This window comes from Streptomyces pyxinae (assembly GCF_024756275.1).
GTDB classification, from domain to species: Bacteria; Actinomycetota; Actinomycetes; order Streptomycetales; family Streptomycetaceae; genus Streptomyces; species Streptomyces pyxinae.
On the sequence record NZ_JANUGQ010000006.1, the window covers coordinates 85,104 to 108,998 of the forward strand.

The 23,895-nt window shown below is 75.0% G+C and carries 20 protein-coding genes; 9 read left to right on the forward strand and 11 right to left on the reverse strand.

Annotation, left to right across the window (positions count from 1 at the left end; all coding sequences use genetic code 11):
• Window positions 1-111 precede the first annotated feature (111 nt).
• From NX801_RS09470 to NX801_RS09480, 3 genes are all read left to right on the forward strand, one after another.
• Window positions 112-798, forward strand: coding sequence for a pyridoxine/pyridoxamine 5'-phosphate oxidase (locus NX801_RS09470; protein ID WP_258786833.1), 687 nt, complete (start codon window positions 112-114; stop codon window positions 796-798).
• 139 nt (window positions 799-937) lie between these two features.
• A complete protein-coding gene (locus NX801_RS09475; RefSeq protein WP_258786834.1) occupies window positions 938-2,158 on the forward strand; it encodes a flavin-containing monooxygenase in 1,221 nt (406 codons plus the stop codon).
• A gap of 10 nt (window positions 2,159-2,168) precedes the next feature.
• A complete protein-coding gene (locus tag NX801_RS09480; RefSeq protein WP_258786835.1) occupies window positions 2,169-2,825 on the forward strand; it encodes a maltokinase N-terminal cap-like domain-containing protein in 657 nt (218 codons plus the stop codon).
• Between the two features lie 95 nt (window positions 2,826-2,920).
• Here the strand turns inward: NX801_RS09480 and NX801_RS09485 are convergent, their stop codons facing one another.
• A complete protein-coding gene (locus NX801_RS09485) occupies window positions 2,921-4,234 on the reverse strand; it encodes an MFS transporter (protein WP_258786992.1) in 1,314 nt (437 codons plus the stop codon).
• A gap of 157 nt (window positions 4,235-4,391) precedes the next feature.
• Here NX801_RS09485 and NX801_RS09490 point away from each other — a divergent pair, with 157 nt between their 5' ends.
• Entirely contained in the window at window positions 4,392-5,483 is a 1,092-nt protein-coding gene (locus tag NX801_RS09490; RefSeq protein WP_258786837.1) for a GlxA family transcriptional regulator, read from the forward strand.
• On the opposite strand, the gene NX801_RS09495 is transcribed toward NX801_RS09490, so the two are convergent.
• The 4 genes from NX801_RS09495 to NX801_RS09510 all read right to left on the reverse strand — a co-directional run bounded on the left by NX801_RS09495 (window position 5,408) and on the right by NX801_RS09510 (window position 9,250).
• Complete coding sequence (locus NX801_RS09495) at window positions 5,408-6,664, reverse strand: MFS transporter (protein ID WP_258786839.1); 1,257 nt, start codon at window positions 6,662-6,664, stop codon at window positions 5,408-5,410. The two genes, NX801_RS09490 and NX801_RS09495, sit on opposite strands and share 76 nt — an antisense overlap.
• Window positions 6,665-7,214: 550 nt before the next feature.
• Window positions 7,215-7,712 carry an ATP-binding protein gene (locus tag NX801_RS09500; protein WP_258786841.1) on the reverse strand — a complete coding sequence of 166 codons (498 nt, stop codon included), beginning with the start codon at window positions 7,710-7,712 and terminating at the stop codon, window positions 7,215-7,217.
• 453 nt (window positions 7,713-8,165) lie between these two features.
• Window positions 8,166-8,681, reverse strand: a complete 516-nt coding sequence (locus NX801_RS09505) for an EF-hand domain-containing protein (RefSeq protein ID WP_258786842.1) — start codon at window positions 8,679-8,681, stop codon at window positions 8,166-8,168.
• Window positions 8,682-8,875: 194 nt separating this feature from the next.
• Window positions 8,876-9,250: an STAS domain-containing protein gene (locus NX801_RS09510; protein ID WP_258786843.1), complete on the reverse strand. Its 375-nt coding sequence runs from the start codon at window positions 9,248-9,250 to the stop codon at window positions 8,876-8,878.
• 401 nt (window positions 9,251-9,651) lie between these two features.
• On the opposite strand from NX801_RS09510, the gene NX801_RS09515 reads away from it, so the two are divergent.
• Together NX801_RS09515 and NX801_RS09520 are read left to right on the forward strand one after the other, a co-directional pair.
• Window positions 9,652-10,239 carry a sigma-70 family RNA polymerase sigma factor gene (locus tag NX801_RS09515; RefSeq protein WP_258786844.1) on the forward strand — a complete coding sequence of 196 codons (588 nt, stop codon included), beginning with the start codon at window positions 9,652-9,654 and terminating at the stop codon, window positions 10,237-10,239.
• 305 nt (window positions 10,240-10,544) lie between these two features.
• Window positions 10,545-11,852 carry a zf-HC2 domain-containing protein gene (locus tag NX801_RS09520; protein WP_309505810.1) on the forward strand — a complete coding sequence of 436 codons (1,308 nt, stop codon included), beginning with the start codon at window positions 10,545-10,547 and terminating at the stop codon, window positions 11,850-11,852.
• Window positions 11,853-11,979: 127 nt separating this feature from the next.
• Here NX801_RS09520 and purU read toward each other — a convergent pair whose 3' ends face one another.
• Both purU and NX801_RS09530 read right to left on the reverse strand, forming a co-directional pair.
• Window positions 11,980-12,831 (reverse strand): formyltetrahydrofolate deformylase, encoded by an 852-nt coding sequence (gene purU, locus NX801_RS09525; RefSeq protein WP_258786845.1) that lies wholly within the window; start codon window positions 12,829-12,831, stop codon window positions 11,980-11,982.
• A 181-nt stretch (window positions 12,832-13,012) separates the two neighbouring features.
• On the reverse strand, window positions 13,013-13,459 hold the full coding sequence (locus tag NX801_RS09530; protein WP_258786995.1) for an SCO4402 family protein: 447 nt from the start codon (window positions 13,457-13,459) through the stop codon (window positions 13,013-13,015).
• 547 nt (window positions 13,460-14,006) lie between these two features.
• Here NX801_RS09530 and NX801_RS09535 point away from each other — a divergent pair.
• Window positions 14,007-15,137, forward strand: a complete 1,131-nt coding sequence (locus NX801_RS09535; RefSeq protein ID WP_428986110.1) for an ABC transporter substrate-binding protein — start codon at window positions 14,007-14,009, stop codon at window positions 15,135-15,137.
• 162 nt (window positions 15,138-15,299) lie between these two features.
• On the opposite strand, the gene NX801_RS09540 is transcribed toward NX801_RS09535, so the two are convergent.
• Complete coding sequence (locus NX801_RS09540; protein ID WP_258786847.1) at window positions 15,300-16,847, reverse strand: hypothetical protein; 1,548 nt, start codon at window positions 16,845-16,847, stop codon at window positions 15,300-15,302.
• Window positions 16,848-17,274: 427 nt separating this feature from the next.
• Entirely contained in the window at window positions 17,275-18,657 is a 1,383-nt protein-coding gene (locus NX801_RS09545; RefSeq protein WP_258786848.1) for an NsdA family TPR-like regulatory protein, read from the reverse strand.
• Between the two features lie 468 nt (window positions 18,658-19,125).
• On the opposite strand from NX801_RS09545, the gene NX801_RS09550 reads away from it, so the two are divergent.
• The gene (locus NX801_RS09550; RefSeq protein WP_258786849.1) at window positions 19,126-19,815 is read left to right on the forward strand and encodes a bifunctional DNA primase/polymerase; all 690 of its coding nucleotides are present in this window, start codon (window positions 19,126-19,128) and stop codon (window positions 19,813-19,815) included.
• Between the two features lie 274 nt (window positions 19,816-20,089).
• Here NX801_RS09550 and NX801_RS09555 read toward each other — a convergent pair whose 3' ends face one another.
• Together NX801_RS09555 and NX801_RS09560 are read right to left on the reverse strand one after the other, a co-directional pair.
• On the reverse strand, window positions 20,090-20,971 hold the full coding sequence (locus tag NX801_RS09555) for an alpha/beta fold hydrolase (RefSeq protein WP_258786850.1): 882 nt from the start codon (window positions 20,969-20,971) through the stop codon (window positions 20,090-20,092).
• A 975-nt stretch (window positions 20,972-21,946) separates the two neighbouring features.
• Window positions 21,947-22,639 carry an iron-dependent transcriptional repressor DtxR gene (locus NX801_RS09560; protein ID WP_258786852.1) on the reverse strand — a complete coding sequence of 231 codons (693 nt, stop codon included), beginning with the start codon at window positions 22,637-22,639 and terminating at the stop codon, window positions 21,947-21,949.
• Window positions 22,640-22,799: 160 nt separating this feature from the next.
• On the opposite strand from NX801_RS09560, the gene NX801_RS09565 reads away from it, so the two are divergent.
• Window positions 22,800-23,555, forward strand: coding sequence for an SIS domain-containing protein (locus tag NX801_RS09565; protein ID WP_258786996.1), 756 nt, complete (start codon window positions 22,800-22,802; stop codon window positions 23,553-23,555).
• Window positions 23,556-23,895 lie beyond the last annotated feature (340 nt).

A 23,895-nucleotide genomic window follows, 5' to 3' on the forward strand; every position in this document is an offset into this window, starting at 1 on the left:
CCCGGGGTGCCCGCCCCCGGGCGTGGTGCGTTCCCGGCGCGCATCCGGTCCTACGGCCGTAAGGGCGATGCGCAGACGCGGTACGGGAGGGCGGCGGCTCATGATGGCTCCATGAGTGAGCACCCGTACCCCTCCGTCAGCCCCGGTGAGTTCGAGGAGACCCTGCGCGCGCAGCGGGTCTGGGACACCGAGCTGCCCGCCTTCGATCCGGACGGCGCCCCCGAGGCGCCCCTGCCGCTCTTCCACGCGTGGTTCGTCGCGGCGGCCACGGCCGGGCAGCCCGAGCCGCACACCATGACACTGGCGACGGTGGACGCCACCGGACGACCGGACGTACGGACCCTGATGCTGCACGGCGCGGATGAGCGCGGCTGGCACTTCGCCTCGCACGCCACCAGCGCCAAGGGCCACCAGCTCGCCACCGCCCCGGACGCGGCGCTCGGCTTCTACTGGTCCGTCCAGGGGCGGCAGGTGCGGGTGCGGGGCCGGGTCTCCCCGGGGACCTGGGAGGAGGCCGACGCCGATCTGCGGGTGCGTTCGACCGGGGCGCTGGCCTCGGCGCTGGCGGGCCGGCAGAGCGAACCGCTGCCGTCGGCGGCCGAGCTGGACCGGGCGCTCGACGCCGCCTGGGCGCGGGCCGAGGCGGAACCGGAGGCGCGGGCGGAGAGCTGGACGGTGTACACCCTGGCGCCCGCCGAGGTCGAGTTCTTCCAGGGCGACGCCCGCCGGCGCCATGTCCGGCTGCGCTACCGCCGGGCGGACGACGGCGGCTGGACCCGGGAACTGCTCTGGCCCTGACGGCCGGACCCGGGAACCGCTCCGGTCCAGGCGGCCGGACCCGGGAACCGCTCCCGGCCCTGGCGGCGTGACCGGATCGCAACCGAATGCCCTCGCGACCGAGACCCACGGTGTGAGCGGATCATTACGCTGGGCGTCCATGGCCGGACTCACCCAGGACATGTCCCCGTACTCCTTGTACCCCGTGTACCCGGTGTACGTCGTCGGCGGCGGCCCCGGCGGACTCGCCGTCGCCGCCGCGCTCCGCCAACGGGGCGTACGGGCCGTCGTCCTGGAGAAGTCCGACGCGCTGGGGGACTCCTGGCGCCGCCACTACGACCGGCTGCGGCTGCACACCACCCGGCGCCGGTCGTCGCTGCCCGGGCTGCGGCTGCCCCGCCGGTTCGGCCGCTGGGTGGCCCGGGACGATCTGGTGCGCTACCTGGAGAAGTACGCCGAGGCGCACGAGCTGGAGGTCGTCACCGGCGTCGAGGTCACCCGGCTGGTGCGGGTCGGGCGGCTGTGGACCCTGCACGCCACCGGCGGGCGGCTGCTGACCGGCCGGGCGGTGGTCGTGGCGACCGGCTACAACCACACGCCGCACCTGCCGCGGTGGCCCGGCCTGGAGTCGTACGGCGGCGAGCTGCTGCACGCGAGCGACTACCGGAATCCGGCGCCCTTCGCCGGCCGGGACGTCCTGGTGGTCGGCGCCGGGAACACCGGTGCCGAACTGGCGGTGGACCTCGCCCGGGGCGGTGCCGCCCGGGTACGGCTCGCGGTGCGCACCCCGCCGCACCTGGTACGCCGCTCCACCCTCGGCTGGCCCGCCCAGGCGACCGCCGTCCTGGTGCGCCGGCTGCCGGTACGGCTGGTGGACGCGGGCGCCCGGGTGCTGGCCCGGCTCTCGGTGCCCGACCTGTCGGCGCACGGGTTGCCCCGGCCGGCCGGCGGGCTCTACTCACGGGCCCGGCAGGGCGCCATCCCGGTGCAGGACACCGGACGGACCGGACTGATCAGGGCGATACGGAGCGGCCGGGTGGAGCCGGTGGCGGCGGTGGAGTCCTTCGACGGCGACACGGTGGTGCTGGCGGACGGCACCCGGATCACCCCCGACACGGTGATCGCCGCGACCGGGTACCGGCGGGGGCTGGAGGCGCTGGCCGGCGAGCTGGGCGTACTGGACCGGCGCGGGCTGCCACGGACCCACGGCGCCCGGACCGCCGACCACGCGCGGGGCCTCTACTTCACCGGCTTCACCACCCCGATCAGCGGCACCCTGCGTGAACTGGGCCTGGACGCCCGCCGGATAGCCCGCTCCATCGCCCGTACCGCACCCCGGCCCCGGCGGGCCCCGACGGCAACGGCGGGCCGGACGGCGTAGGTTCGGGCGCATGGCTGTCATTCATCAGACGACCCTGACCCCCGGCAAGCTGGAACTGCTCGCCGACTGGCTGCCCGGCCGCCCCTGGTACACCGGCGGGGACCGGGAGCCGCGCCCGGAGCGCGCGGGCGGCTTCCGGCTCGACGACCCGGCGGGGGAGGTGGGCCTGGAGTTCATGGCGATCGCGGACGGTTCGGGCGGCCCGACGGCGGTCTACCACGTGCCGCTCACCTACCGGGGAGCGCCGCTCGACGGGGCGGAGGAGGGCCTGGTCGGCACCGCCGAGCACGGCGTGCTGGGGAAGCGCTGGGTCTACGACGGGGCCCATGACCCGGTGCTGGTCGGCCAGTTGCTGGCGCTGATCCAGGGGGCCGCCGAACCGCAGATGCAGCGGGTCTCGGACACCCCCGACCCCTCCGTCGTCCCGCACTTCGGCGGCACCGCCCTCACCGACCCGGCCGGGCCGACGGCGGTGGTGGACGGACCGGACGGCACCCACGTGACGGTGGAGACCGCGACCGGTCCGGTCACCCTCACGATCGTCCGCGCGCTGCGCCCCGGGACACCCGGCGGGTCCGGTGTGCTGGGGTGGGTCACCGCCGGCTGGCTCCCGGAGGACGCCGGACGGCGGGGCCCGTACGCCGTACTGCGCGCCGCCGGGCACTGAGCCCGGCACCCGCCGGAACCGCCGGCCGCCGGGTCAGGGGGTGCGCCCCCGCCGCCGTCCACCGCCGCGCTCCCGGGTGTCCGCCGGCCGCCGGGTCAGGCGGCCGGGGCCACGGCGGCCGGGGTGGGGGCCTGGGCGCGGGCGGGGCGGCGGCGGATGACCAGGGCCATCAGGGCGGCGGCCGCGCAGAGCGCGCCGGAGGCGTACCAGACCACGTCGTACGAGCCGAAGGCGTCCCGCGCCAGACCGCCCGCGAAGGCCACCGCCGCCGCGCCCACCTGGTGGGAGGCGAGCACCCAGCCGAAGACGATGGCGGAGTCGTCGCCGTACTGCTCCCGGCAGAGGGCGATGGTCGGCGGCACGGTGGCCACCCAGTCCAGCCCGTAGAAGACGATGAAGAAGACCATCGGCGGGTGCACGGCCGGTGCCAGCAGCATCGGCAGGAAGAGCAGCGAGATGCCGCGCAGGGCGTAGTACACCGCCAGCAGCCGGCGCGGTTCGAAGCGGTCGGTGAACCAGCCGGAGGCGATGGTGCCGGCGACATCGAAGACACCGATCACCGCGAGCAGCGAGGCGGCCGCCGTGATGGGCATCCCGTGGTCGTGGGCGGCGGGCACGAAGTGCGTCTTGACCAGCCCGTTGGTGGACGCCCCGCAGATGGCGAAGGTGCCCGCGAGCAGCCAGAACGGTCCGGTACGGGCGGCGGAGAGCAGCACGGTGACCGCCCGGCGGGCCGCGCCCGGCACCGGCACGGGCCGGGGCACCGGCTCGGTCGCCCCGTAGGGCGCGAGGCCCACGTCCGCCGGGTGGTCGCGGAGCAGCAGCCAGACGAACGGCACCACGGCGAGCGCCGAGAGCGCGACCGTGACGGCCGCCGGGCGCCAGCCGTGCGCCTGGACCAGCCAGGAGAGCAGCGGCAGGAAGACCAGTTGGCCGGAGGCGCCGGCTGCGGTGAGGATGCCGGTCACCAGCCCGCGCCGGGCGGCGAACCAGCGGTTGGTCACGGTGGCGGCGAAGGCCAGCGCCATGGAGCCACTGCCCATGCCGACCAACAGGCCCCAGTAGAGGACGAGTTGCCAGGCGGCGGTCATCCAGACGGTGAGCAGCGAGCCGACCGCGATGACCGAGAGTGCGACCGCCACCACCCGGCGGATGCCGAACCGGTCCATCAGCGCGGCGGCGAACGGCGCCGTGAGGCCGTAGAGCGCGAGATTGACGGAGACGGCGAGCCCGATGGTCCCGCGCGACCAGGTGAACTCCTGGTGGAGCGGCTCGATCAGCAGACCGGGCAGGGAGCCGAAGGCGGCGGCGCCGATGATCGTCACAAAGGTGACGGCGGCGACCGACCACGCCCGGTGCACCCGGAACCGTCTCCGGCCCGGCGGGCCACCCGGAGCGGAAGCGTTCACAGGAGCACTCGCGGAGCCGGAGGCGGAGGTGGGCACGGAGCCGGAGGCGGTCACCGGGGCGGCGGGCGGCGGGGTCGTCTGGGTCACATCCTCATCCTGCTGATTCGGTGAACACGGAACCACTGGCCCGAATGACAGCTTTCGATAGGATCGGGCCATGAGTCCGACCAGCCCGACCAGCCCCCGCCTCTCGCCCGCCTCCGGACCGGACGGCCCGGCGCCCGGCGACGGCACTCCGCCGCCCCACCGGGTGGCCGTCCTCGCCCTGGACGGGCTGATCCCGTTCGAACTGGGCATCCCGCACCGGATCTTCGGCCGCGCGAGGACCCCCGGCGGCCGGCCGCTCTACTCGATCGTCACCTGCGGAGTGACCGCCGGACCGGTCCGTACCGAGGCCGACTTCACGGTCGATGTGGCGTACGGCGCGGAGGCGCTGGAGACCGCCGACACGGTGGTGGTGCCCGCCTCGCACGCGCTGGGTACGGCGTACGAGGAGGGGCGGCTGCCCGGGGAACTGGCCGCCGCGCTCGGCCGGATCCGGCCCGGCACCCGGCTGGTCTCCATCTGCACCGGCTCCTACGTCCTGGCCGCCGCCGGCTTCCTGGACGGCCGCCCGGCGACCACCCACTGGTTCCACGCCGAGCACTTCCAGCGGCTCTTCCCGTCGGTGCGGGTCGACCCGGACGTGCTCTTCATCGACGACGGGGACGTGCTCACCTCCGCCGGGGTCGCCGCCGGCATCGACCTCTGCCTGCACATCGTGCGCCGGGACCACGGCGCGGCCGTCGCCAACGAGGTGGCCCGCAGCACCGTCGTACCGCCCCACCGGGACGGCGGCCAGGCGCAGTTCATCGAGCGCCCGCTCCCCGAGCCGCTTACCGCGACCACCACGGCGGCCCGCGCCTGGGCGCTCGAACGGCTCCATGAACCGCTGCGGCTGAGCGACCTCGCGGCCCGGGAGGCGATGAGCGTACGGACCTTCACCCGCCGCTTCCGGGAGGAGGCCGGGATCAGCCCGGGCCAGTGGCTGACCCGCCAGCGGGTGGAGCGGGCACGGCAGTTGCTGGAGTCGACCGGCCTCTCGATCGACGAGGTGGCCCGCCGCGCCGGCTTCGGCACCGCGCAGTCCCTGCGCCAGCACCTGGTGGCCGCCCTCGGTGTGTCCCCCACCACCTACCGCCGCACCTTCCGCGCCACCGCCCCCGGATCCGCCGAGTCAGCCGGGCCCGCCTCCGACACCGGCTCCTGAACCGGTCCGGACGAGGCGGCGGCCCGGTACGTCCGGTGCTCCGCCACCGCGGCCACCCCCGCGACGAGCACGGTCAGCCCCACCCCGGCCAGGATGGCGGTGGACGGGGCCGCCACCCGGAGCAGCCCGCCGGCGAGCGCGCCGGTCACCGCGTAGCCGGCGCCCACCGACGCGTACATCACCGAGAAGCCCGCCGCCAGCACGCTGGGTGGCAGCACCTGGCGCAAGGTCAGGTTCCGGGAGAGCGACACCCCCGCCTGGAGCACCCCGCCCACCAGCAGACCCGCCGCGACGGCCGCCGGCGACGGCGCGAGGGCCAGCACCAGTACGCACCCGGTCACCCCGGCCAGCAACACCAGGCCCTGCACCGGCAGCCGGCCGGGCCAGGGGCGGAGCCCGTAGAGGAAGGCACCCACCCCCATGCCGAGCGCGTAGCCGACCAGCAACGGCCCCGCCCAGCCGACCGCGACGCCCCGCTGCTCCAGCAGGGCGGGGAGAACCAGTTCGGCGAGCGCCAACAGGGTCATGCTCGCGGCGCCGAGCAGGTAGACCGGCCAGGCGCGGGCCAGCAGCCGGGTCACCGAGGCACCGCCCCGGTCGGTGTCGTCCGCCGCCCAGCCGCCCGGGAGCAGCCACAGCCCGGCGACCGAGGCAGCCATCAGTCCTCCCGCGAGCAGCATCGGGGCGTACGGTGCCGCGCCGAGCGCCAGCCCGGTGGTGGCGGCGGGCGCGGCGGCCCAGACGCCGGAGCCGAGCATGGACTCCAGGCTCATCGCCCGGGTGACGGCACCGGGCGGCACCAGGGCGGTCAGCAGGGCCCGCATCCCGCCCCCGGCCGCGGCAGGCGCCGCCCCGGCGACACAGGCGAGGGCGCCCAGCAGTACCGGATGCGCCCCGTGCGGCAGCCCGAGCCCGGTGAAAGCGGCGGCACCCCCGGCAAGTCCGCCGGCCAACTGGCGCCGGGCCCGCTCGGGGCGGAGCCGGGCACCGAGCAGCGGCGCTCCGGCGATCTCCCCCACCACGTAGCAGGCGGCCAGCACCGCGCCGAGGCTGTACCCGCCGGGGCGCTCCCGCACCAGGAAGACAAGGGCGAGCGGCGCCATGGCCACTGGCACCCGGGCCGCCGCACTGACGGCGCACCAGGCCAGTACGGGACGGGTGAGGAGCGAACGGTAGGACATGCGGGGACCGTAACGGCCGACCGGACCCCCACGTCCACCGGAATTCCCCGCGCCGGGCTCCGGAGGACGCCGACCGGGCGGAGCAGGCCGACAAGGCCGAGAGGCGGGAGGTCGGGGAGGGCGGAGGGGGCGAGACGACCGAGGGGGCCGACAGCGGATGGCGGCGCGGTCGCGCGCACCCCGAGCACGGCGCGTACGGCCGCCACCCGCTGCGCCGGCGGGCCCTGTGTGGCTCCTGAGCGGGCCGTGCCGGACCACGACCCGCACTCGCCGAGGACGTCGGCCCTCGGCGTCCCCTCGCCACGAATCGCTCTCCCCAGGGTGATCACCCCACCACCTGCCGTCAACAGTTCACCGGGGGTTTACCTGTTTTGCCCGATTGCTGACGGCGCACAGGGGGCTCATTCCGGCCAACGGGAAGGCGATCCGACGACGCGGCCCGAGGACGCGGTCCGGGAACCCGAGCGGGGATCCGACCGGGAACCCGAGCGGGGATCCGACCGGGAACCCGAGCGGGGATCCGCTCCGGGGGCCGGCCCGGGAAGGCGGGTCAACGGGCGAAGGCGCGGTCCCGGTCGGCCGGTTCGCGCAGTGCCGTCCGGATCACCGGGGCCGCGCGGTCCACCTCGCACCAGATGCTCTTGCCGCCGCCCTCGCGCTTCCAGCCCCAGCGGTCCGCGAGCCCGTCCACCAGCTCCAGGCCCCGGCCGTTGGTGTCGTCCCCCGCGGCGCACCGGGGGCGCGGCGGTACGGCGCTGGCGTCGGCCACCTCCACCCGGACCGTGCCGGCACCGACCAGGGGACAGCCCTCCTCCGCGCCGCCGTCACCGCCCTCCGGCGTGCCGAACAGCATCCGCAGCACGGCCGGACAGCCGGTGTGCACCACGGCGTTGGTGACAAGCTCGGAGATCAGCAGCACCAGCGTCTCGGCCAGGGGCTCGTCGGCCCGCACACCCGATCCGGCCAGCCTGGAACGGGCCCATCTGCGCGCCCGGCCCACCTCGGCGGGGTCGGGGCCGATCTCCAACTGAACCTGAAGCACCTGCACCGCTCACACCATCCGAATCGGCGGACACATCGCCCCTCGCCTCGCGACGGCGACATGCGTCCCATGAGTCACAGTCGTCACCGACCGTGATTTCCTTGCGGAAAAGCATGGTTGACGTTCCGTCACCACAACAAGCGCTTCGGGCATATTCCAGCGCGAAGGAGTACGCGTACCGCATACTGTGCGACGCGCATTCCCGGGAGTCGAACGAGGACGCCCGGAGCGGTCTCCGGCGGCGCCGACGGCAGGGCGGCCCGGCAGCGGAGCCGCCGCACGGACCCCACCCGAACATCCCGGCTCCAGAACCACGCGCATCCCATGGAGCGTACCGGAGCGCCGCCCCGACTCCGGCCCGTGACGGCCCCCGGCCGGGGGCAGAACACAGGAACGACTGTGTGTCACCCCCGGCTCACGGGCCGGGGCCCGGCCGGGGTTTCCGGCCGGGATCTCCGGTCAGGGCTCCTTCGTCACGAAGTAGCGGGCGAAGGCGGTGACCGCCTCCTTCTCCGCCACCCGGCCGGTGCCCTCCGGGTCCAGGGACTTGGCCGCCCGCTCCGCCGCGTCCGCCTCGACGCCCAGCGCCCGCAGGGCCCGTGCCACCCCGGTGGTCTCCGCGCCGGAGCCGTCCGGGTCCGCGAGGGCGAGCACCGCCCGGAGGAAGGGGCGTGCGATCTCCGCGAACCGGTCGGGGTTGTCCCGCAGCCGCTTCACCGCGCCGTGCGCGAACTCGCCCCGGCTGACCCGCTGGTCCCCGTCCACGTCCGCGATGCCGGCCAGGCCCTGCCAGAATGCCTCGGCGCCGCCCGAGACGGCTTGGCCCCGGTCGGAGCGGAACGGCGTCCCGAACTCCGCCAGCACCCGGGTGGCCGCGGTGGTGAAGTCCTCGCGGGAGATATGGCCGTTGCCGTCCTGATCGAAGGCGCCGAACCGGGCGGCGACCCGGCGCTGGTACAAGTCCTCTGCGTCCATGCCGGGAGAGTACCCACGGGCGCGCCGCGCAAGGCCCGGCCGGAGCAAACCGATACGGCCCGCCCCCTGGTCACGCGCACCGGGCCCGGGGGCACCCGGTCACGCGCGCCCGGACCCGGGGGCACCCGGTCACGCGCGCCCCGACCCGGGGCACCCGGCCCCCGGGCCCGTCGCTCCCGGCCGCCGCGTCGCCGTCAGGCGGAGAGGGGCTCGGCGTCGTCCCCGGTGGCGGCGGCCACATCCGCGTACACGGTGAAGAGCCGCCGTACGCCGAGGGCGCTCATCACCCGGTTGACGTGCGAACCCTCCACGGCGCCCCGGGCGGGCAGTATCAGCCGCAGTCTGCCCCGGCAGGAGTGGAGCAGCCGGCGGGCCGCGATCAGTACGCCCACTCCGCTGGAGTCGCAGAACAACACCTGCGACAGGTCGAGCACCACGTCGTGGCGTCCGTCCGCCACCGCGTCGTGCACCCGCCGGCGGACGACGGGCGAGGAGACCAGGTCCAGTTCGCCCTTGATGCTCAGCACGGTCCAGGCACCGTGCTCGGTCACGTCCACCGTGAGAGTCACGCGCCTCACCTTTCGTCATGGAACTGAACAGGACATACGGCCGGCGGGCGAGGGCCGACGGCCCGCGGACAGCGGCCCGAGGACCGCCGGGCCGTGCCTCCCGCTTCCCGCGCCACGGGATCACCGCGTCCCGGGAATCCAGCGCCCCGTGGGGCCCCTGAGGCCGGGGATGCGGAAGTCCGGCTTCCTGCTGGCGGCTGCTGCCCGGCCGCCCCCTCCATGAAACACGATGCCCCCGGAGTTGACCCCGTCCTTACCTCGGCCCTTACCACCGTGGACCGGCATGGGGGGCGCACTTGCGGCAAAGGGGAGTGCGCTGTCGGGACGGCGCACTACATTCGGAAGCGGGGAACGGTTGGTGGAGCACGGGGCGGAGGCGTCGAGGACTCGGAGGGCTCGGTATGGCCAAGGACACACCACCGCGCCGGGACCGCCTGATGCAGCAGCGGCTGGCACGCGGTGAGGCGGCCGCGCTCGGTGAGCTGTACGACCGCTTCGCCACGCTCGTCCACGGCACGGCCCATCTGGTGCTGGGCGACGACGACGCGGCCGACCAGGTCACCCGTGAGGTCTTCGGCTACATCTGGGAGAACCCGGACGCGTACGACCCCAGGCGGGAGGGTTCACTGCGCTCCTGGGTCGCCCGGCTGACCAGCCGGCAGGCGGTGCACCGGCTGCGGCAGACGGAGGCCAGGGCGTTCGCGGAGCGCGGCGGGGGCTCGCCCGACGAGGTGGAGCGGAAGGTGCACGGGGCGGCGGTGGCCGCCCGCGCCGACTACATCGTGTCGTCCATGCCGGCCCCGCTCCGGGCCGCTCTGGAACTGGCCTACTTCCAGCGCCGGGACTACCGGCAGACCGCCGCCGACCTGGGCGTGACCGAGGACGAGGCGCGGCGCCGGCTGCGCCTGGGACTCCAGTTGCTGTCCACCGCCCACACCCGCCCGCTGGACGGCCTGACGCCGCCACCCGCCTCCGGAGGGCCCCGGTGACCGACCCCTGCGACGGCCCGGACGACCCCCAGGGCCCGCACGGCCCGGACGGCCCGGACGAACACCGGGACCCGCACGGCCCGCACGATCCGGACGAACACCGGGACCCGCACGGCCCGCACGATCCGGACGAACGCCGGGATCCCCGGGGTCCGCGTCGCCCGGACGAACCCCGGGTCCCCCGTGGTCCCGGAGATCCGGCGCGGGCGCACGCGGCGGTGCCCCGCATACCGGCACCCCGGCGGGCGGCCGATGACCACCGTGACACCGATGAAGCCGATGAAGCCGGTGAAGCCGATGGTGTCGTGAACGCCTGCGGCACATCCGGCGTCCCCGTCGCCGACGACGGCAACGACACCGCCACCGAGGGCCGCGCCTCTGTCCCGTCGGTGGACATACCGGACCCGGAGCGCCCGCCCGGCGCGGCGTCGTCCGGGCCGGCGGAACCGGGGCCGCTCCCGCACCAGCTGCTGAAGTCACTGCTCGGCGCCTGGGCGCTGACCGCCTGCTCGGCCGAGGAGAGCGCGGCGGTCGAGGCGCACCTCACCGAGTGCGCGCCCTGCGCCGACGAGGCGCTGCGGCTCCGGGACGCCGTCGGGCTGCTGCACCCCCGCGAGCGGGAACTCGACCTGGACCCGCTGCTGCGCTCCCGGGTGCTGGAGAACTGCCTGGGCCGCCGGCCCGCCCGGATCCCGGTACCCGGCTGGGCGGAGCCGTACGACGCGGAGACCGCCCGGCTGGACGCGCTGCTCCGGGACATCGGGCCCCCGGAGTGGCACGCCCCGGTACGGCTCCGCTGGTTCGACGGCGAGCGCCCGGCCAGCCGCCGCACCACGGTCGCCGGGGTCATCGGCCATCTCACGGCGGTGGACGGCATCGTCGCCTCGGCGCTGGGACTGGACGACCCGCTGATCACGCTCCGGCCGCCGGACCGGGCGTCAGGGGCCACCACCGCGGTCCCCGGCCCCGACGCCGGGTTTCCGCCGGGTGCCCCGGCCGAGCGGACCGAGGCGTACTGGGACGGCGGGCGGCATCCGCTCACCCGGGCCGTGCACACGCCCTGGCGGGAGCAGAGCCACGCCCTGATCCGGACGGTCTCCTTCGCGGGCCGGGGCGTGGCCGACCTGTCCGTCTCCTACGGGGACTTCTCCCTGCCGCTGCGGGACGCGCTGCTCGACCGGGCCTTCGAGTGCTGGATGCACGCGGACGACATCGCGCAGGCGGTCTCGTATCCGTACGGCCCGCCCAGCGGTGCCCACTTGCACCACATGATCGACCTGGCCGCCCGGTTGCTGCCCGCCGCGCTCGCCCACCGCCGCCGCGCCGGACTCGCCGGTCCGGCCCAGCACCTGGTGGTGCCGGGCGCTCCGGGCCGTTCGCTGCATCTGGAGGTGGAGGGCGCGGGCGGTGGCGACTGGTACATCGCGCTGGACTCCCCGGCGGCGTTCGGCGCGCCCGACCGGGCCGTGGCCCAGGTCGCGGTGGAGGGCGAGGAGTTCTGCCGCCTGGTCGCCGGGCACGTCCCGCCCGAGGAGGCCGCGCTCGGCCGGCGCGGCGACCGCGAGGCGATCCACGACGTCCTCCACGCGGCGGCCTCGCTCAGCCGGTTGTGAGCCGGCCGGGGGAGCCGGCACCGGGAGAAGCCGATCCCGGGGAAGCCGCGCCCCCGGGGCGGGGCGCCCCGGAAGCGGGGTCAGGCCCCCGGAAGCAGGGTCGGGGGCCCCGGAGGCAGGGTCAGGGTCAGGGGAAGACGACCGTACGGCGGCCGTTGAGGAGGATGCGGTGCTCGGCGTGCCACTTGACGGCGCGGGCGAGCGCCTGGCACTCCACGTCCCGGCCGACGGCGACCAGTTGCTCGGGGGTGGCGTCGTGGCCGACCCGCTCGACCTCCTGCTCGATGATCGGGCCCTCGTCGAGGTCGGCCGTCACATAGTGGGCGGTGGCGCCGATGAGCTTCACGCCCCGGGTGTGCGCCTGGTGGTAGGGCTTGGCGCCCTTGAAGCTCGGCAGGAAGGAGTGGTGGATGTTGATGATCCGGCCGCTCAGCTGCTTGCAGAGGTCGTCCGAGAGCACCTGCATGTACCGGGCGAGCACCACCAGCTCGACGTTCTCGCCGCGCACCAGCTCCAGCAGCTCGGCCTCGGCCTCCGCCTTGGTGTCCTTGGTGACCGGGATGTGGCGGAACGGGACGTCGTAGGAGGCGGCCAGCTCCGCGAAGTCGGTGTGGTTGGAGACCACGGCCACGATCTCGACCGGCAGCGCGCCGATCCGGGAGCGGAAGAGCAGGTCGTTGAGGCAGTGGCCGAACTTGGACACCATCAGCACCACCCGCATCCGCTCCTCGGCGCGGTGGATCTGCCAGTCCATCGAGAAGGAGTCGCCCACGGCGGCGAAGCTGGCCCGCAGCTTCTCCACGGTCACCGGGGACTCGGCGGAGAAGTGGACGCGCATGAAGAACAGACCGGTGTCCCGGTCGCCGAACTGCTGACTGTCCTCGATGTTGCAGCCGGTGATGAAGAGGTAGCTCGACACGGCGTGCACGATGCCCTGCTTGTCGGGGCAGGAGAGGGTGAGGACGTACTGGTCAGTCATCCTCGCAGGATGCCATACCGGACGCCCCCGGGCCGCCACCAGTCCGTTCCCCGGACCGGGCCGGAGAGCGGGGGCGGGAAGCCGGAACGCGCCGGGCCCGGCCGGACGGAACCGGGAGGCCGGATCGGAGCGGGCGGGCGGGCGGGGGCCGGAACGGCCCGGACCCGGACCGGGTCGGGCCTCACGCCGCCCGGGTCATGGCGCCGAGGGCGTCCAGGGAGGCGGGCGGCGTGTCCGGGTCGTCCCCGTCGTTCGCCGCCAGCCGGACATGGGCCTCGCGGGCCGCCCGTATCGCCTCCGGCCAGCCGTGGTGCTCCAGAAACGCGCTGACCGGGGCGTCCGCGCCCACCTGGTGCATGATCCGCAGCACCCGCAGCACCGCCACGTCCACCAGGGCGGCCTCGCCCGAGTCCCGGAAGATCGTGCCGACGTACTTCTCGGCCGACCAGTTGTCCAGCCAGGTGTCCTCGACCAGCCGGTAGACGGCGTCGGTGACGTCCCCGTACCCCGGGCGGCCGGCCAGCCAGCAGTCCCGCTGGAAGGCGGGGTCGGAGAGCATGTGCAGCGCCGAGCGCACATTGCTGCGCCAGCGCCACCACGGCATGTCGTTCAAGGGCATGCCGCCCATGGTGGAGGAGCGGCGGCCACGACGGGAAGGGTTCACGGAAGCGGACACGTTTCGATCGTACGTTCCCCTCGCGCTCCCCTCGGCGGCGAATCACGCCTTCCCCTCCCCTCCCCTTCCCCGCCGAAGCGGACGGATCGCCCCCGTGCCCGCCGCCCCGTGTCCGCCCCGGCCCTCCCGCCGCGGGGTGCCCCTCCGGCGAGCCACCGCCCACCGCGGGCGCCTCCCGGCGAGCCGCCGCCTCCGCAATTCACCCGGCCGTCGCCGTGGGTTGAACAACCTCCACCATCCCGTTACCCCGGAACGGGAACCGTGTGGGGACATGACCGGCAGCGGCAGGCGATCCGTTCCCTCCCCTTCCACCCCTCCCCACCGGCCCACCCGGAGCTCCCTCCGGACCCGGCCCGGGAAACGTCCCCGGAGCCTCCCCCTCCGGGGCGCCGCGCTCGTCACGGCGGCCGTGCTGAGCGGCGCGGCCGGACTGACCGGCTGCGGGGCTCTCCAGTCGTTCACCGGCGGGTCCGGAGGGTCCAGGGCGCCCCTCACCGTGATGACCTGGGCGCCCGAGGACACCCGCGCCACCAATATGCCCGGAATGCCGGCCATGGCGCAGGCGTACGCCCGCTGGGTCAACTCCCGGGGCGGCATCGGCGGCCGGGAGCTGCGCGTGCTGACCTGCAACGAGCGCAACGACTCCCGGGCCGCCGGGGACTGCGCCCGGCGCGCGGTGGCGGAGGGCGTGGCCGCCGTCGTCGGCTCGTACAGCCAGAACGGCCGGGCCTTCATGGCTCCGCTGGAGGCGGCGGGCATCCCGTACATCGGCGGTTACGGCGTCTCCGCCGACGAGTTCACCAGCTATCTCTCCTATCCGGTCAACGGCGGCCAGGCGGCGCTGCTCGCGGGCAACGGGGTGCAGCTCGCCGCCTCCTGCGCACGGGTCTCGCTGGTCCGGCCCGACACCATCGCCGGTGACCAACTGCGCTATCTGCTGAACTCCGGTCTCTCGCAGGGCACTCGGGACACCGCCACCGACATCCCGGCCGCCGAGGACGCGGGCGAGTACACCGAGGCGGCCGAGCAGGCGCGGCGCGAGGCGGGGAAGAGGGGCGGCTGCGTCACGGCCGCCCTCGGGGAGCGGACGCAGCACTTCTTCGACTCCTTCCGGCGGCTGCCGTCCGACGGCCGCGCGATCCGGGTCTCCTCGGTCCTCGGCAGCGTGGACCAGCCGCTGGTGGACCGGACCGGCGGGGCGCACGGCCCCTTCGAGGGGGCGTACATCACCGGCTGGTACCCGGACGCCGGGGACGCCCGCTGGAATCCGATGAAGCGGGTGATCCGCGCGCACGCCTTCGGGGACAACCGGATCGATCCGGCGGACGCGGGCGTCCAGACCACCTGGATCGCCTATACGGTGCTCCGCGCGGCGGTGGAGTCGCTGGGCGACAAGGACGTCACACCGCACCGGCTCTCGTACACGCTCAACCGGGGCGTGACGGTGGACACCGGCGGGCTCACGCCCCGGCTGCGCTGGCGGTACGAGGATCTGCTGGGCATGCCCGGCTACCCCCGGATCGTCAACCGGGACGTGACCTTCCAGGTGGTGCGGGCCGGCCGGCTGGTGGCCCAGCGCCAGGGATTCGTGGACGTGGGCCGGACGCTCCGGGACGTCTCGTACGGCTGAAACGACCGGAAGGGCCGGAAGGGCCGGAAGGGCCGGAAGGGCTGAAACGGCCGGCCCCGGACCCGGGTGGCCGCGACCGGGCGGTCACGCGCCGTCCCGGGGCGACATGGCGGTCACGCGCCGTCCCGGGGGACGGCCGTGCGCCGGGCCGGGCCCCCGGGCTCAGAGCTGGGCGGGGCCCCGGGAGGTGAGGCCGTACGTGGCCGCGATGGCGTTCCAGAGGCCGGAGGCCCGCTGCTTGGCGGAGGTCGCCTCGCCGCTGGACCGGTTGGCCCGGGCGAAGCTGGCGGTGTTGCGGGCGTGCCCGTCCTTGCAGCCATGGGCGCCCTTGACCTGGGTGGCCCAGGCCGCGTAGTGGTCGTCGGCGGCGGCGGACGCCTGCCACGCCTTGGTGAGGGCGGCGGAGAGCGCGGCGTGGTCGGGCAACTTGTCGACGGAGAGCCCGCCCAGCTTGGTCACCAGTCCGCGCCGCTGTCCGGCGGCGGCGCGCAGATCGGCGGCGGCGCGGTCCAGGTTCTGGCAGGACTTGATGTTCTCCACGGCCCCGATCACCGATTCCCGGCTGTCGTTGCTCTCCGCGAGCAGCTTGTCCAGCGCCGTCGCCTGCGCCTTGACCGGGTCGGGGGCCGGCTGCGCGGAGCCGCCGGACGCCGGGGCGGTGGGCGAGGAGGCGGCGGCGACACCCGTCTTGTCGGTGCCGGCCTTCGGCTCGTCGTCGCCCCCGGAGCCGAGCAGCGCGCCCGCGCCGAGACCGACTGCTGCGCAGCCCACGACCACGGCCGCGATCAAGGGGGCCTTGGACGACCGGCGCTTGCGCGGCTCGGGCTCGTATCCGGGCCCCTCGTAGGCCGGTTCGGTGCCGTAGGGCGGCTGCGGGGGCTGGTGGTGCCGCTGTTCCTGGTACGGCTCCGGCGGCGCGTCCCGGTAGGGCGGGATCGGGCGGGTCGTCCCGGCGGCTCCCGCGCCCCCGGCGTCATCGCTGCGGAACAAGTTGTCGAACTCGGCCGGGGTGCGCCGCTCCTGGCCGCCGGGGACGGGCGGTATGTACTGGGTCGGATCGGCGTCGGGGCCGGGCCGGCCGTGCTGCCCCGACTGCCCCGGCTGCCCCTGCTGTCCGGACGCGCCCGGGACGGGGGGCAGGTACTGGGTGGCGTCCCCGGCCCGTCCGCCCGGCGGGGGCGCGGAGCCGGACGGGACGGGCGGCAGATACTGGGTGGCGTCGGTGTCGGCCGCCGCGCCCGGGACCACCTCGGGCGGCAGCGGCTGGGCGCCGGAGCCGTATCCCTGGGCCGGCTGCCCGGAGACACCGGAGTAGCTCTCGTACGACTGCCCGGACGCGCCGCCGTACGGTGCCTGGCCGGAGTGCGCTCCCCAGGCCGGCTGCTCGGACTGCCCGCCGTACGGGGAGGGGCTCTCCGGGGCTCCGCCGTACGGGCCCGGGGCCTCCGGTGCGCCGCCGTACGAGCCCTGCCCGTGCTGCCCGTGCTGCCCGGCTTGTCCGTGCTGGCCGGCCGCCGGTTCACCGCCGTACGGTCCCGGCCGGTCGCCGGCCGGGCCCCAGTCGCCGCTCCAGGCCTGCCCGCCCGCCGGTACGGCGCCCGCCGACGGGTGCCACGCCGGGCCGCCGTCGGAGGGCAGCACGATGCCCTCGTGCGCGGGCCGCTGCGGATGGTGCGGCTCCTGGCCCTGGCCCTGTCCGCTGTGCGTCACCGGGACTCCCACATGTGAACCTTGTGAACCTTGTGATTCGTGTCCGAGATTTTTCGAGCTGTTTTTCGAGCTGCTGAAGCGTCGGTTCACGCTACCGGGTGGGTCGGGGGCCTCGCACCCGCTCCCGGGCGCAGTAACAAGAACCTCTGTCCGAACGCTGTTGAAGGGCCGGGTGATCAGCGCTTGCGCCGGGGCGGTGTGACCAATCCCCCGTTTCCCGGCGCCCGGTACCGGCCGGGTGGCCGGGCCCGCGGTCGGGCCGCCGACCGGTTCCGGCTCGGACCGCCGGCCATCCCGGCCCGGGTCGCGGCGCGTTCGGGCACGAGCCGCCCGTCCCGGCTCGTATCGCCGCCCGTTCGGGCTCGGGCGCCGACGGTCCCGGCTCGGGCCATTGCCCGTCCCGGTTCGGGCCGCCGGCCGTTCCGGCTCAGGCCACCGCCAGTTCCAGCCGGGCGCCGAACTCCCGTACCGCGGGCTCCTCTCCGTACGGCTCAAGACGCTGCTGGAAGTCCTCCAGGTACTCGGTGCCGCGCGAGGAGCGCAGCCCGGCCAGCAACTCCACGGCCCGGGTGCCGGTGTGGCACGCCTGCTCCACCTCGCGCCGCTGCAACTGGGCGGTGGCCAGCAGCACCAGGCCGATCGCCCGCCTCCTGGCCCGGGTCTCCGGGTGGCCGTCCAGCGACTCCCGGGCGGCCCGCGCGGCGGCGTCCGGACGGTTCAGGTCCCGGTGGCAGTGCGCCAGTTCGTCGGAGAGGTAGGCCTGGTCGAAGTGGCTGATCCAGACCGGGTCGTCGCCCGCCTCGGGGTCGGCGTGCTCCAGCGCCGCGACCGCCCGGGCGGCCACCGTGTCACAGGTGCGGGCGTCGCCCATCAGCGCGTGTCCCCGGGCCTCCGCCGCCAGGAACATCGCCTCGGTCCTCGGGGTGATGTGCCCCCGTGCGCCCTCCTGCGCCGCCCGGGCCAACTGGGCGATCTCGCGCGGGTTTCCGAGCTGGGCGGCGAGGTGGCTCATGGACGCGGCCAGCACATAGCCCCCGTAGGCCCGGTCGCCGGCCGCCTGGGCGAGCCGGAGGGCCTGGATGTAGTACCGCTGGGCGAGCCCCGGTTGGCCGGTGTCCACCGCCATGTACCCGGCCAGCTCGGTCAGTCTCGCCACGGCGGCGAAGAGCTGGCGGCCCACCGAGTCCCGGTAGGAGCCGGCCAGCAGACCGGAGACGACGCTGTTCAGGTAGTGGACCACCACCGGGCGGACATGCCCGCTGCCGAACCGGTGGTCGAGATCGTTCAGGGCGTCGGTCATCGCCCGTACCGCCGCCACGTCGGAGGCACCCACCCGCGCGCCGGCCTGCCGGGCCACCTGCGGGTCGGTGGCGGTGATCAGCCAGTCCCGGCTGGGCTCGACCAGCGCCGAGGCGGCCACCGCCGAACCGGAGAGGAAGTCCCGGCGCCCCACGTCGCTCCGCCACAGCTCGCAGACCTGCTCGATCGCGCCGAGCACGGTCGGCGAGAACTGCAGCCCCACGCCCGAGGCGAGGTTCTTGCCGTTGGCCATGCCGATCTCGTCGATCGTGACCGTGCGCCCCAGTTTGCGTCCGAGCGCCTCCGCGATGATTCCGGGCGCGCGGCCGCGCGGCTGTTGTCCGCGCAGCCAACGGGCCACGGAGGTCTTGTCGTACCGGAGATCGAGCCCCCGTTCCGCGCCCACCATGTTGACGCGACGGGCCAGCCCGGCGTTGGAGCACCCCGCTTCCTGGATGAGAGCCTGCAGCCGTTCGTTCGGCTGACGGGCGACAAGTGGCCTCGCTGCCATGCCTACTACCCCCAGATGCCGGGTGATCAGTGCGTGGAACACTGCCCGGCTGGTATGCCGAGAATGCAGAAGTTGTCCGGGAAAAACCGGAGGGCACCGGAAAAATCCGGCGAGCCCCCGGAGCGACCCGCAAAGCCGAACCGGCCGGATTCCAGTTCCGACCCGGCCGACCCGGCCGACCCGGTCCCCCGGTCCGGCCGGCCCACCCGGTGAGTCCGTGCCTGCCCGGTGAGTCCGCGCCTGCCCGGCCGCCCGGTGCGCCCGGCCGGTGAGCCCGGTCGGCCCGGTCGCCCCGTGCCTGCCCGGTGATCCGTCGCCCCCGACGCCAGTGATTACCCTGTCGCCGCCTCGGCCGCTCGTGCGCGCCCCCGCCCATGCACCCATGCGCCCCGGACGGCGGATCGGTGCTCCCCGACCTCCCTCCCCGCGCCCCGTAACCGCTATTCGGGTGGGAAGTTGAGCTTTTTCGTGGAGAAGACCGAAGAGACCGTGGGAGTCACCGAAGCCGCGCCCATCCCCCGGCAGCGTGGCGAACAACTGCTGGACAGCGCCGTGCGATACGCGGAAGAACGGCACTGGGACGTGTTCCCCGGCACCTGGCTGGAGGTGGTGGACGGGACCGAGCGCTGCTCCTGCGACGACTCCGGGTGCCTCGCGCCCGGGGCACACCCCACGCGCCCCGACTGGGCGAGCCAGGCGACCGGCAGCGCGGTCGCGGTGCGGCGGCTGTGGGGGAAGCAGCCCCGGGCGTCGGTGCTGCTTCCGGCCGGCCGCACCTTCGACGTGCTGGACGTGCCGGAGCCGGCGGGCTTTCTGGCGCTGGCCCGGCTGGAGCGGATGGAGCTGCCGACGGGGCCGGTCGTCTGCGTGCCCGGCGGGCGGATGCTCTTCCTCGTGCTGCCCGGTGGCGCCGCCAAGGTGGCCGGGCTGGTACGGAAGCTGGGCTGGGCGCCGGCCGGGATCGACCTCGCCGGTCGTGGCGAGGGCCATTACGTGGCCGCCCCGCCGACCCGGATCGGCGGCCGGGGCGCGGTGCAGTGGGCGCGCCGCCCGACACCCGCCAACCGCTGGCTGCCGGACGCCGAGGAGCTCATCAGCCCGCTCGCCTACGCCTGCGGCCGGGACGCCGCCGCGGCCCGCACCGCCCGGCTCGGCTGACCCGGCCGGCCCCGCCCGACCACCCGGCCCCGGCGGCCCGTCCGGGCGGAGGTCGTTCGGGTGGGCCGTTCCGGCGGAGGTCGTTCGGGGCCCGTTCCGGCGCCGATCCGTCCGGCCGTCCCCTTCCGGCGCCGGGGGCTTCCGGGCCGCCGGCGCCCGGTGCGGGGGGGGGGGCGTCGTCCGCCTGCCCGCCCCGGTCGGGCGGCCGTGGCGGGCGGGCGGGGTCCGGCGGACGGCGCCCCCGCCAAGGAGCCGTCAGAAGGCCGGGGGATCGTCAGGAGGCCGGGGGCGGTGGCTGGGTCGTCTCCGTGAGGAACGGTTCGACCGCCGCGCGCCAGCCCTCGGGCTGCTCGTAGTGGAGGAAGTGCCCGGCGTCGGCCACCTCCGCGTACCGCCCCTGGGGCAGCACCCGGACCATCTCCTGGGCCTCCGCCCGGCCCAGTTCCCCGTCGAGCCCGCGCACCACCAGGGTGGGGCAGCGCACTTGGGCCAGCGACTCCCAGTGGGCGTCGTACGCCCAGCCGGCCCGGGCGCGCAGCATCTGACGGCGGGAGAAGACCGGGCGCCAGCCGTCCGGCCGCTCGGCCATCACCTCCGCGAAGAAGGCGCCGCGCGCCGGATCGGGCCGCTCGATGTGCGGGTCGTCGGCGCCGAACCACTTCCGTACGTCCGCGAGGGTGGCGAACGGGACCGGCCAGGTGCGGACCCACTCCTCCCACTCCCGCTGCGAGGCGGCGCCCCGGGCGGAGGGCCGCATGTCCGCGATGACCAGCGCCCGGACCAGATCGGGGCGCTCGGCCGCGAGCCGCCAGCCGACCAGTGCGCCCATGGCATGGCCGACGAGGGCGACCGGGGCCAGGTCCAGCCGCTCGACGGCGAGGGCGGCGTCGGCCACGAACGCCTCCAGTGGGTAGGCCCCGTCGGCGGGGCGTCCGCTGCGGCCGTGACCGCGCTGGTCGAGCGCGACCGGGCGGTACCGCTCCCCGAGCCAGCGGGCGGTGGTGGCCCAGTGGGCCGCCCGGCCCATCAGCCCGTGGAGCAGCAGCACGCCGGGCGCGTGCCCGGACCCGGCCGCCCGTCTCTTGGGCCGGTCGGTGAATTCCCAGGCCGCCAGCCGTACGCCGCCGGTCCCGGCCAGGTCGGTGCGTCGCACCATCCGCTCTGGCACCCCCTGTCTGTCGGCCGGTCTGTCGGCCTTCTCCGCCGGCTCGTCCGGCACCGGGCTCCGGCACCGGGTCCGGGCGCGGGTCCCGATCCGGCACTGCCCTGAACCATCGGCACCACCGGTGCCGTCAACACCATCAGTGCCGTCCGCACACTATCGAACTTACTTTCGATACCCCGTGATCACCCGGAAATACCGCTCTTTCGAGTGACACCGCTCAAGGGTTGATGCCCCCGGTCGAGGGGAGATCTCCAGCAGGAGGCGGACCGCTCGGGGAAAACCGGTCCGTGGGGATCGACCCTGAGAGCTCGGGGCTCCGGGTCAGCACAGGGGAGGCGAGGCCCCGGCGCCGCGCGGCGCCGGGGCCCTCCGCGGCAGGCACCCTCCGCGTCCGTCCATGCTCCGCTCCTCCCGTCCCGGCCGGCCGGTCCGCGCCGGCGGTCATATGCCGGTACCAGACTGGCACGCGCGCCCGGCGTGCCGCGCCGGTTCGGCCCTTCCGGACACGCGCCCCGGAGCCGGGGCACCGGAGCCGTACCGACAACACTCCGTACCCCCGGAGCCGTGGCGGAAGCCGTATCGGAAGACCCGCCGTCTCCACGACACGTCCCACCCGAGGGGCCACCACGCAGGACCCGCCGCGACGGGCCCCGTGAAGAACCGGCTGTGAAGAACCGGCCGGGAAGACCCACCGCGAAGTCCCACCGTGAGGAGCACCGCGGCGGAACGCGAAAGCGGGGGTGGTCCGCCCCGGACCCGAAGATCCGGGGCGGACCACCCCCGCCTCGCACGCGCCGTCGCGGGCTCGGCACCCCGAGCGCGCCGCCCCGTCGGCCGCCGCCTCACCGCTTCACGATGTCACCGCTCCGCGACACCACCGCTTCACGGCTTCATGCCTCCGCGGCTCCGCGGCCCTCGCGGCTTCACGGTGTCACCGGCCGCACGGCGCCGGGCTCACCGCTCGGCTCACCGCTTGGCGACGAAGACGTGCGACGCCACCTCGGCGTCCAGCTCGGCCGCTTCACCGCTGCTGCCGACCAGCACCCCGCCGGGCGACTCGGTGACACTCACCACCGAGCCGGGCTGCACCCCCGCGCGGCGCAGGGTGTACATCAGCTGGGCGTCGGTCTGGATCGGCTCCCCGATCCGGCGGACGACCACCGTCTTGCCCCCGGGGCCGGCGTCCAGCTCCGCGAGCGAGACCATCCCCTCGTCCAGGAACGCCTCGGCCTCGGCCTTCTCCCCCAGCTCCTCCAGGCCCGGGATCGGATTGCCGTACGGCGACTCGGTCGGGTGGCGGAGCAGCTCCAGGACGCGGCGCTCCACCGCCTCGCTCATCACATGCTCCCAGCGGCACGCCTCGGCGTGCACCTGCTCCCACTCCAGGCCGATCACATCGACCAGCAGACACTCGGCGAGCCGGTGCTTGCGCATGACGCGCGTAGCGAGCCGGCGGCCCTCGTCGGTGAGCTCCAGGTGCCGGTCGCCGGCGACGGTCACCAGACCGTCGCGCTCCATCCTGGCGACCGTCTGGCTGACGGTGGGGCCGCTCTGGTCGAGCCGTTCCGCGATACGGGCGCGCATGGGCACCACACCTTCCTCTTCGAGCTCGAGAATGGTGCGGAGGTACATCTCCGTGGTGTCGATCAGTCCGGACATACATGCCCCTCGATAAGAATCGTGCGCTGGCCCTGCGCCAATTCTGACGCATCGCTCCGACAACCGGGGCGCGGACGGCGCGGCACCGTATTGACAGAGCAATGGTCCGGACCGCACCGTGAGCCGCGACACGACGGAAGGGGCTTCGGAGATGGGCGAGATGGGCGAGAGCAAGCTGGCCGGCCGGTTCTTCGACGCCGCCATCGGTCTGCTGGAGCGGGTGCGCGAGGAGGAGGCGGCCCGGGTGGCGGCGGCCGGCGTGGCGGTGGCCGACGCGGTCGCCTCCGGCGGGCGGCTCTTCGCGTTCGGTGCCGGCCACTCCTCGCTCGCCGCCCAGGACGTGGTCTACCGGGCCGGCGGCTTCGCCGTGATGAACCTGCTCGCGGTCCCGGGCGCGGTCGGGGTGGACGTCATGCCCGCCACGCTCGGTTCGGCGCTGGAGCGGGTGGACGGTCTGGCCGGCGCGGTGCTCGACTCCTCCCCGGCGGCGGCCGGGGACGTCCTCTTCGTCGTCTCGCTCTCCGGCCGGAACGCCCTGCCGGTCGAGATGGCGCTGAACGCCCGGGCGCTGGGTCTGACGGTGATCGGGGTGACCTCGCTGGCGTACGCGGCGGAGACCCGCTCCCGGCACTCCTCGGGCACCTTCCTCAAGGACCACTGCGACCTCGTCCTCGACTCCAAGATCGCGGTGGGGGACGCGGAGCTGACGCACGAGGGGATAGACGCCCCCTTCGCCCCCGCCTCCACGGTCGTCACCAGCGCGCTGATGCAGGCCGTCATGGCGGCGGCGGCCGAGTCCCTGGCGGCCCGGGGCGTCCAGCCGCCGCTGCTGCGCTCCGGCAATGTGGACGGCGGCCACGAGTGGAACGGCCGGGTGCTGCGCGAGAACCGCGACCGGATCTTCTTCCGGTACTGACCGGCACCGGCTTCCGGAACTGACCAGCGCCGACCAGCACTGACCAGCGCTGACCGGTACCGGCTTCCGGAACTGACCGGCACCGAGGTGTGGGGCACCGAAGCGCCGGGGCGCCGAGCCGGCGGGCGGGTGCCGGCCGGGCGGTACCGGCGGCCGTCCCCGGCTCTCCCGAAAAAGCGGTTGTGGGTCGCCGGGGCCGGTTCCTAGGGTGTGGAGCACACGAGAAAGGAGGTGATCCGGAAGTGGTTTCTTTTCGGATGCGTGAGGTGACTGCGGGCTAAGGCCTGTCGTCGCACTCTGTGCAATGTCGGCAGGCCTCCTGCCGCAAACCAAGCAGTCA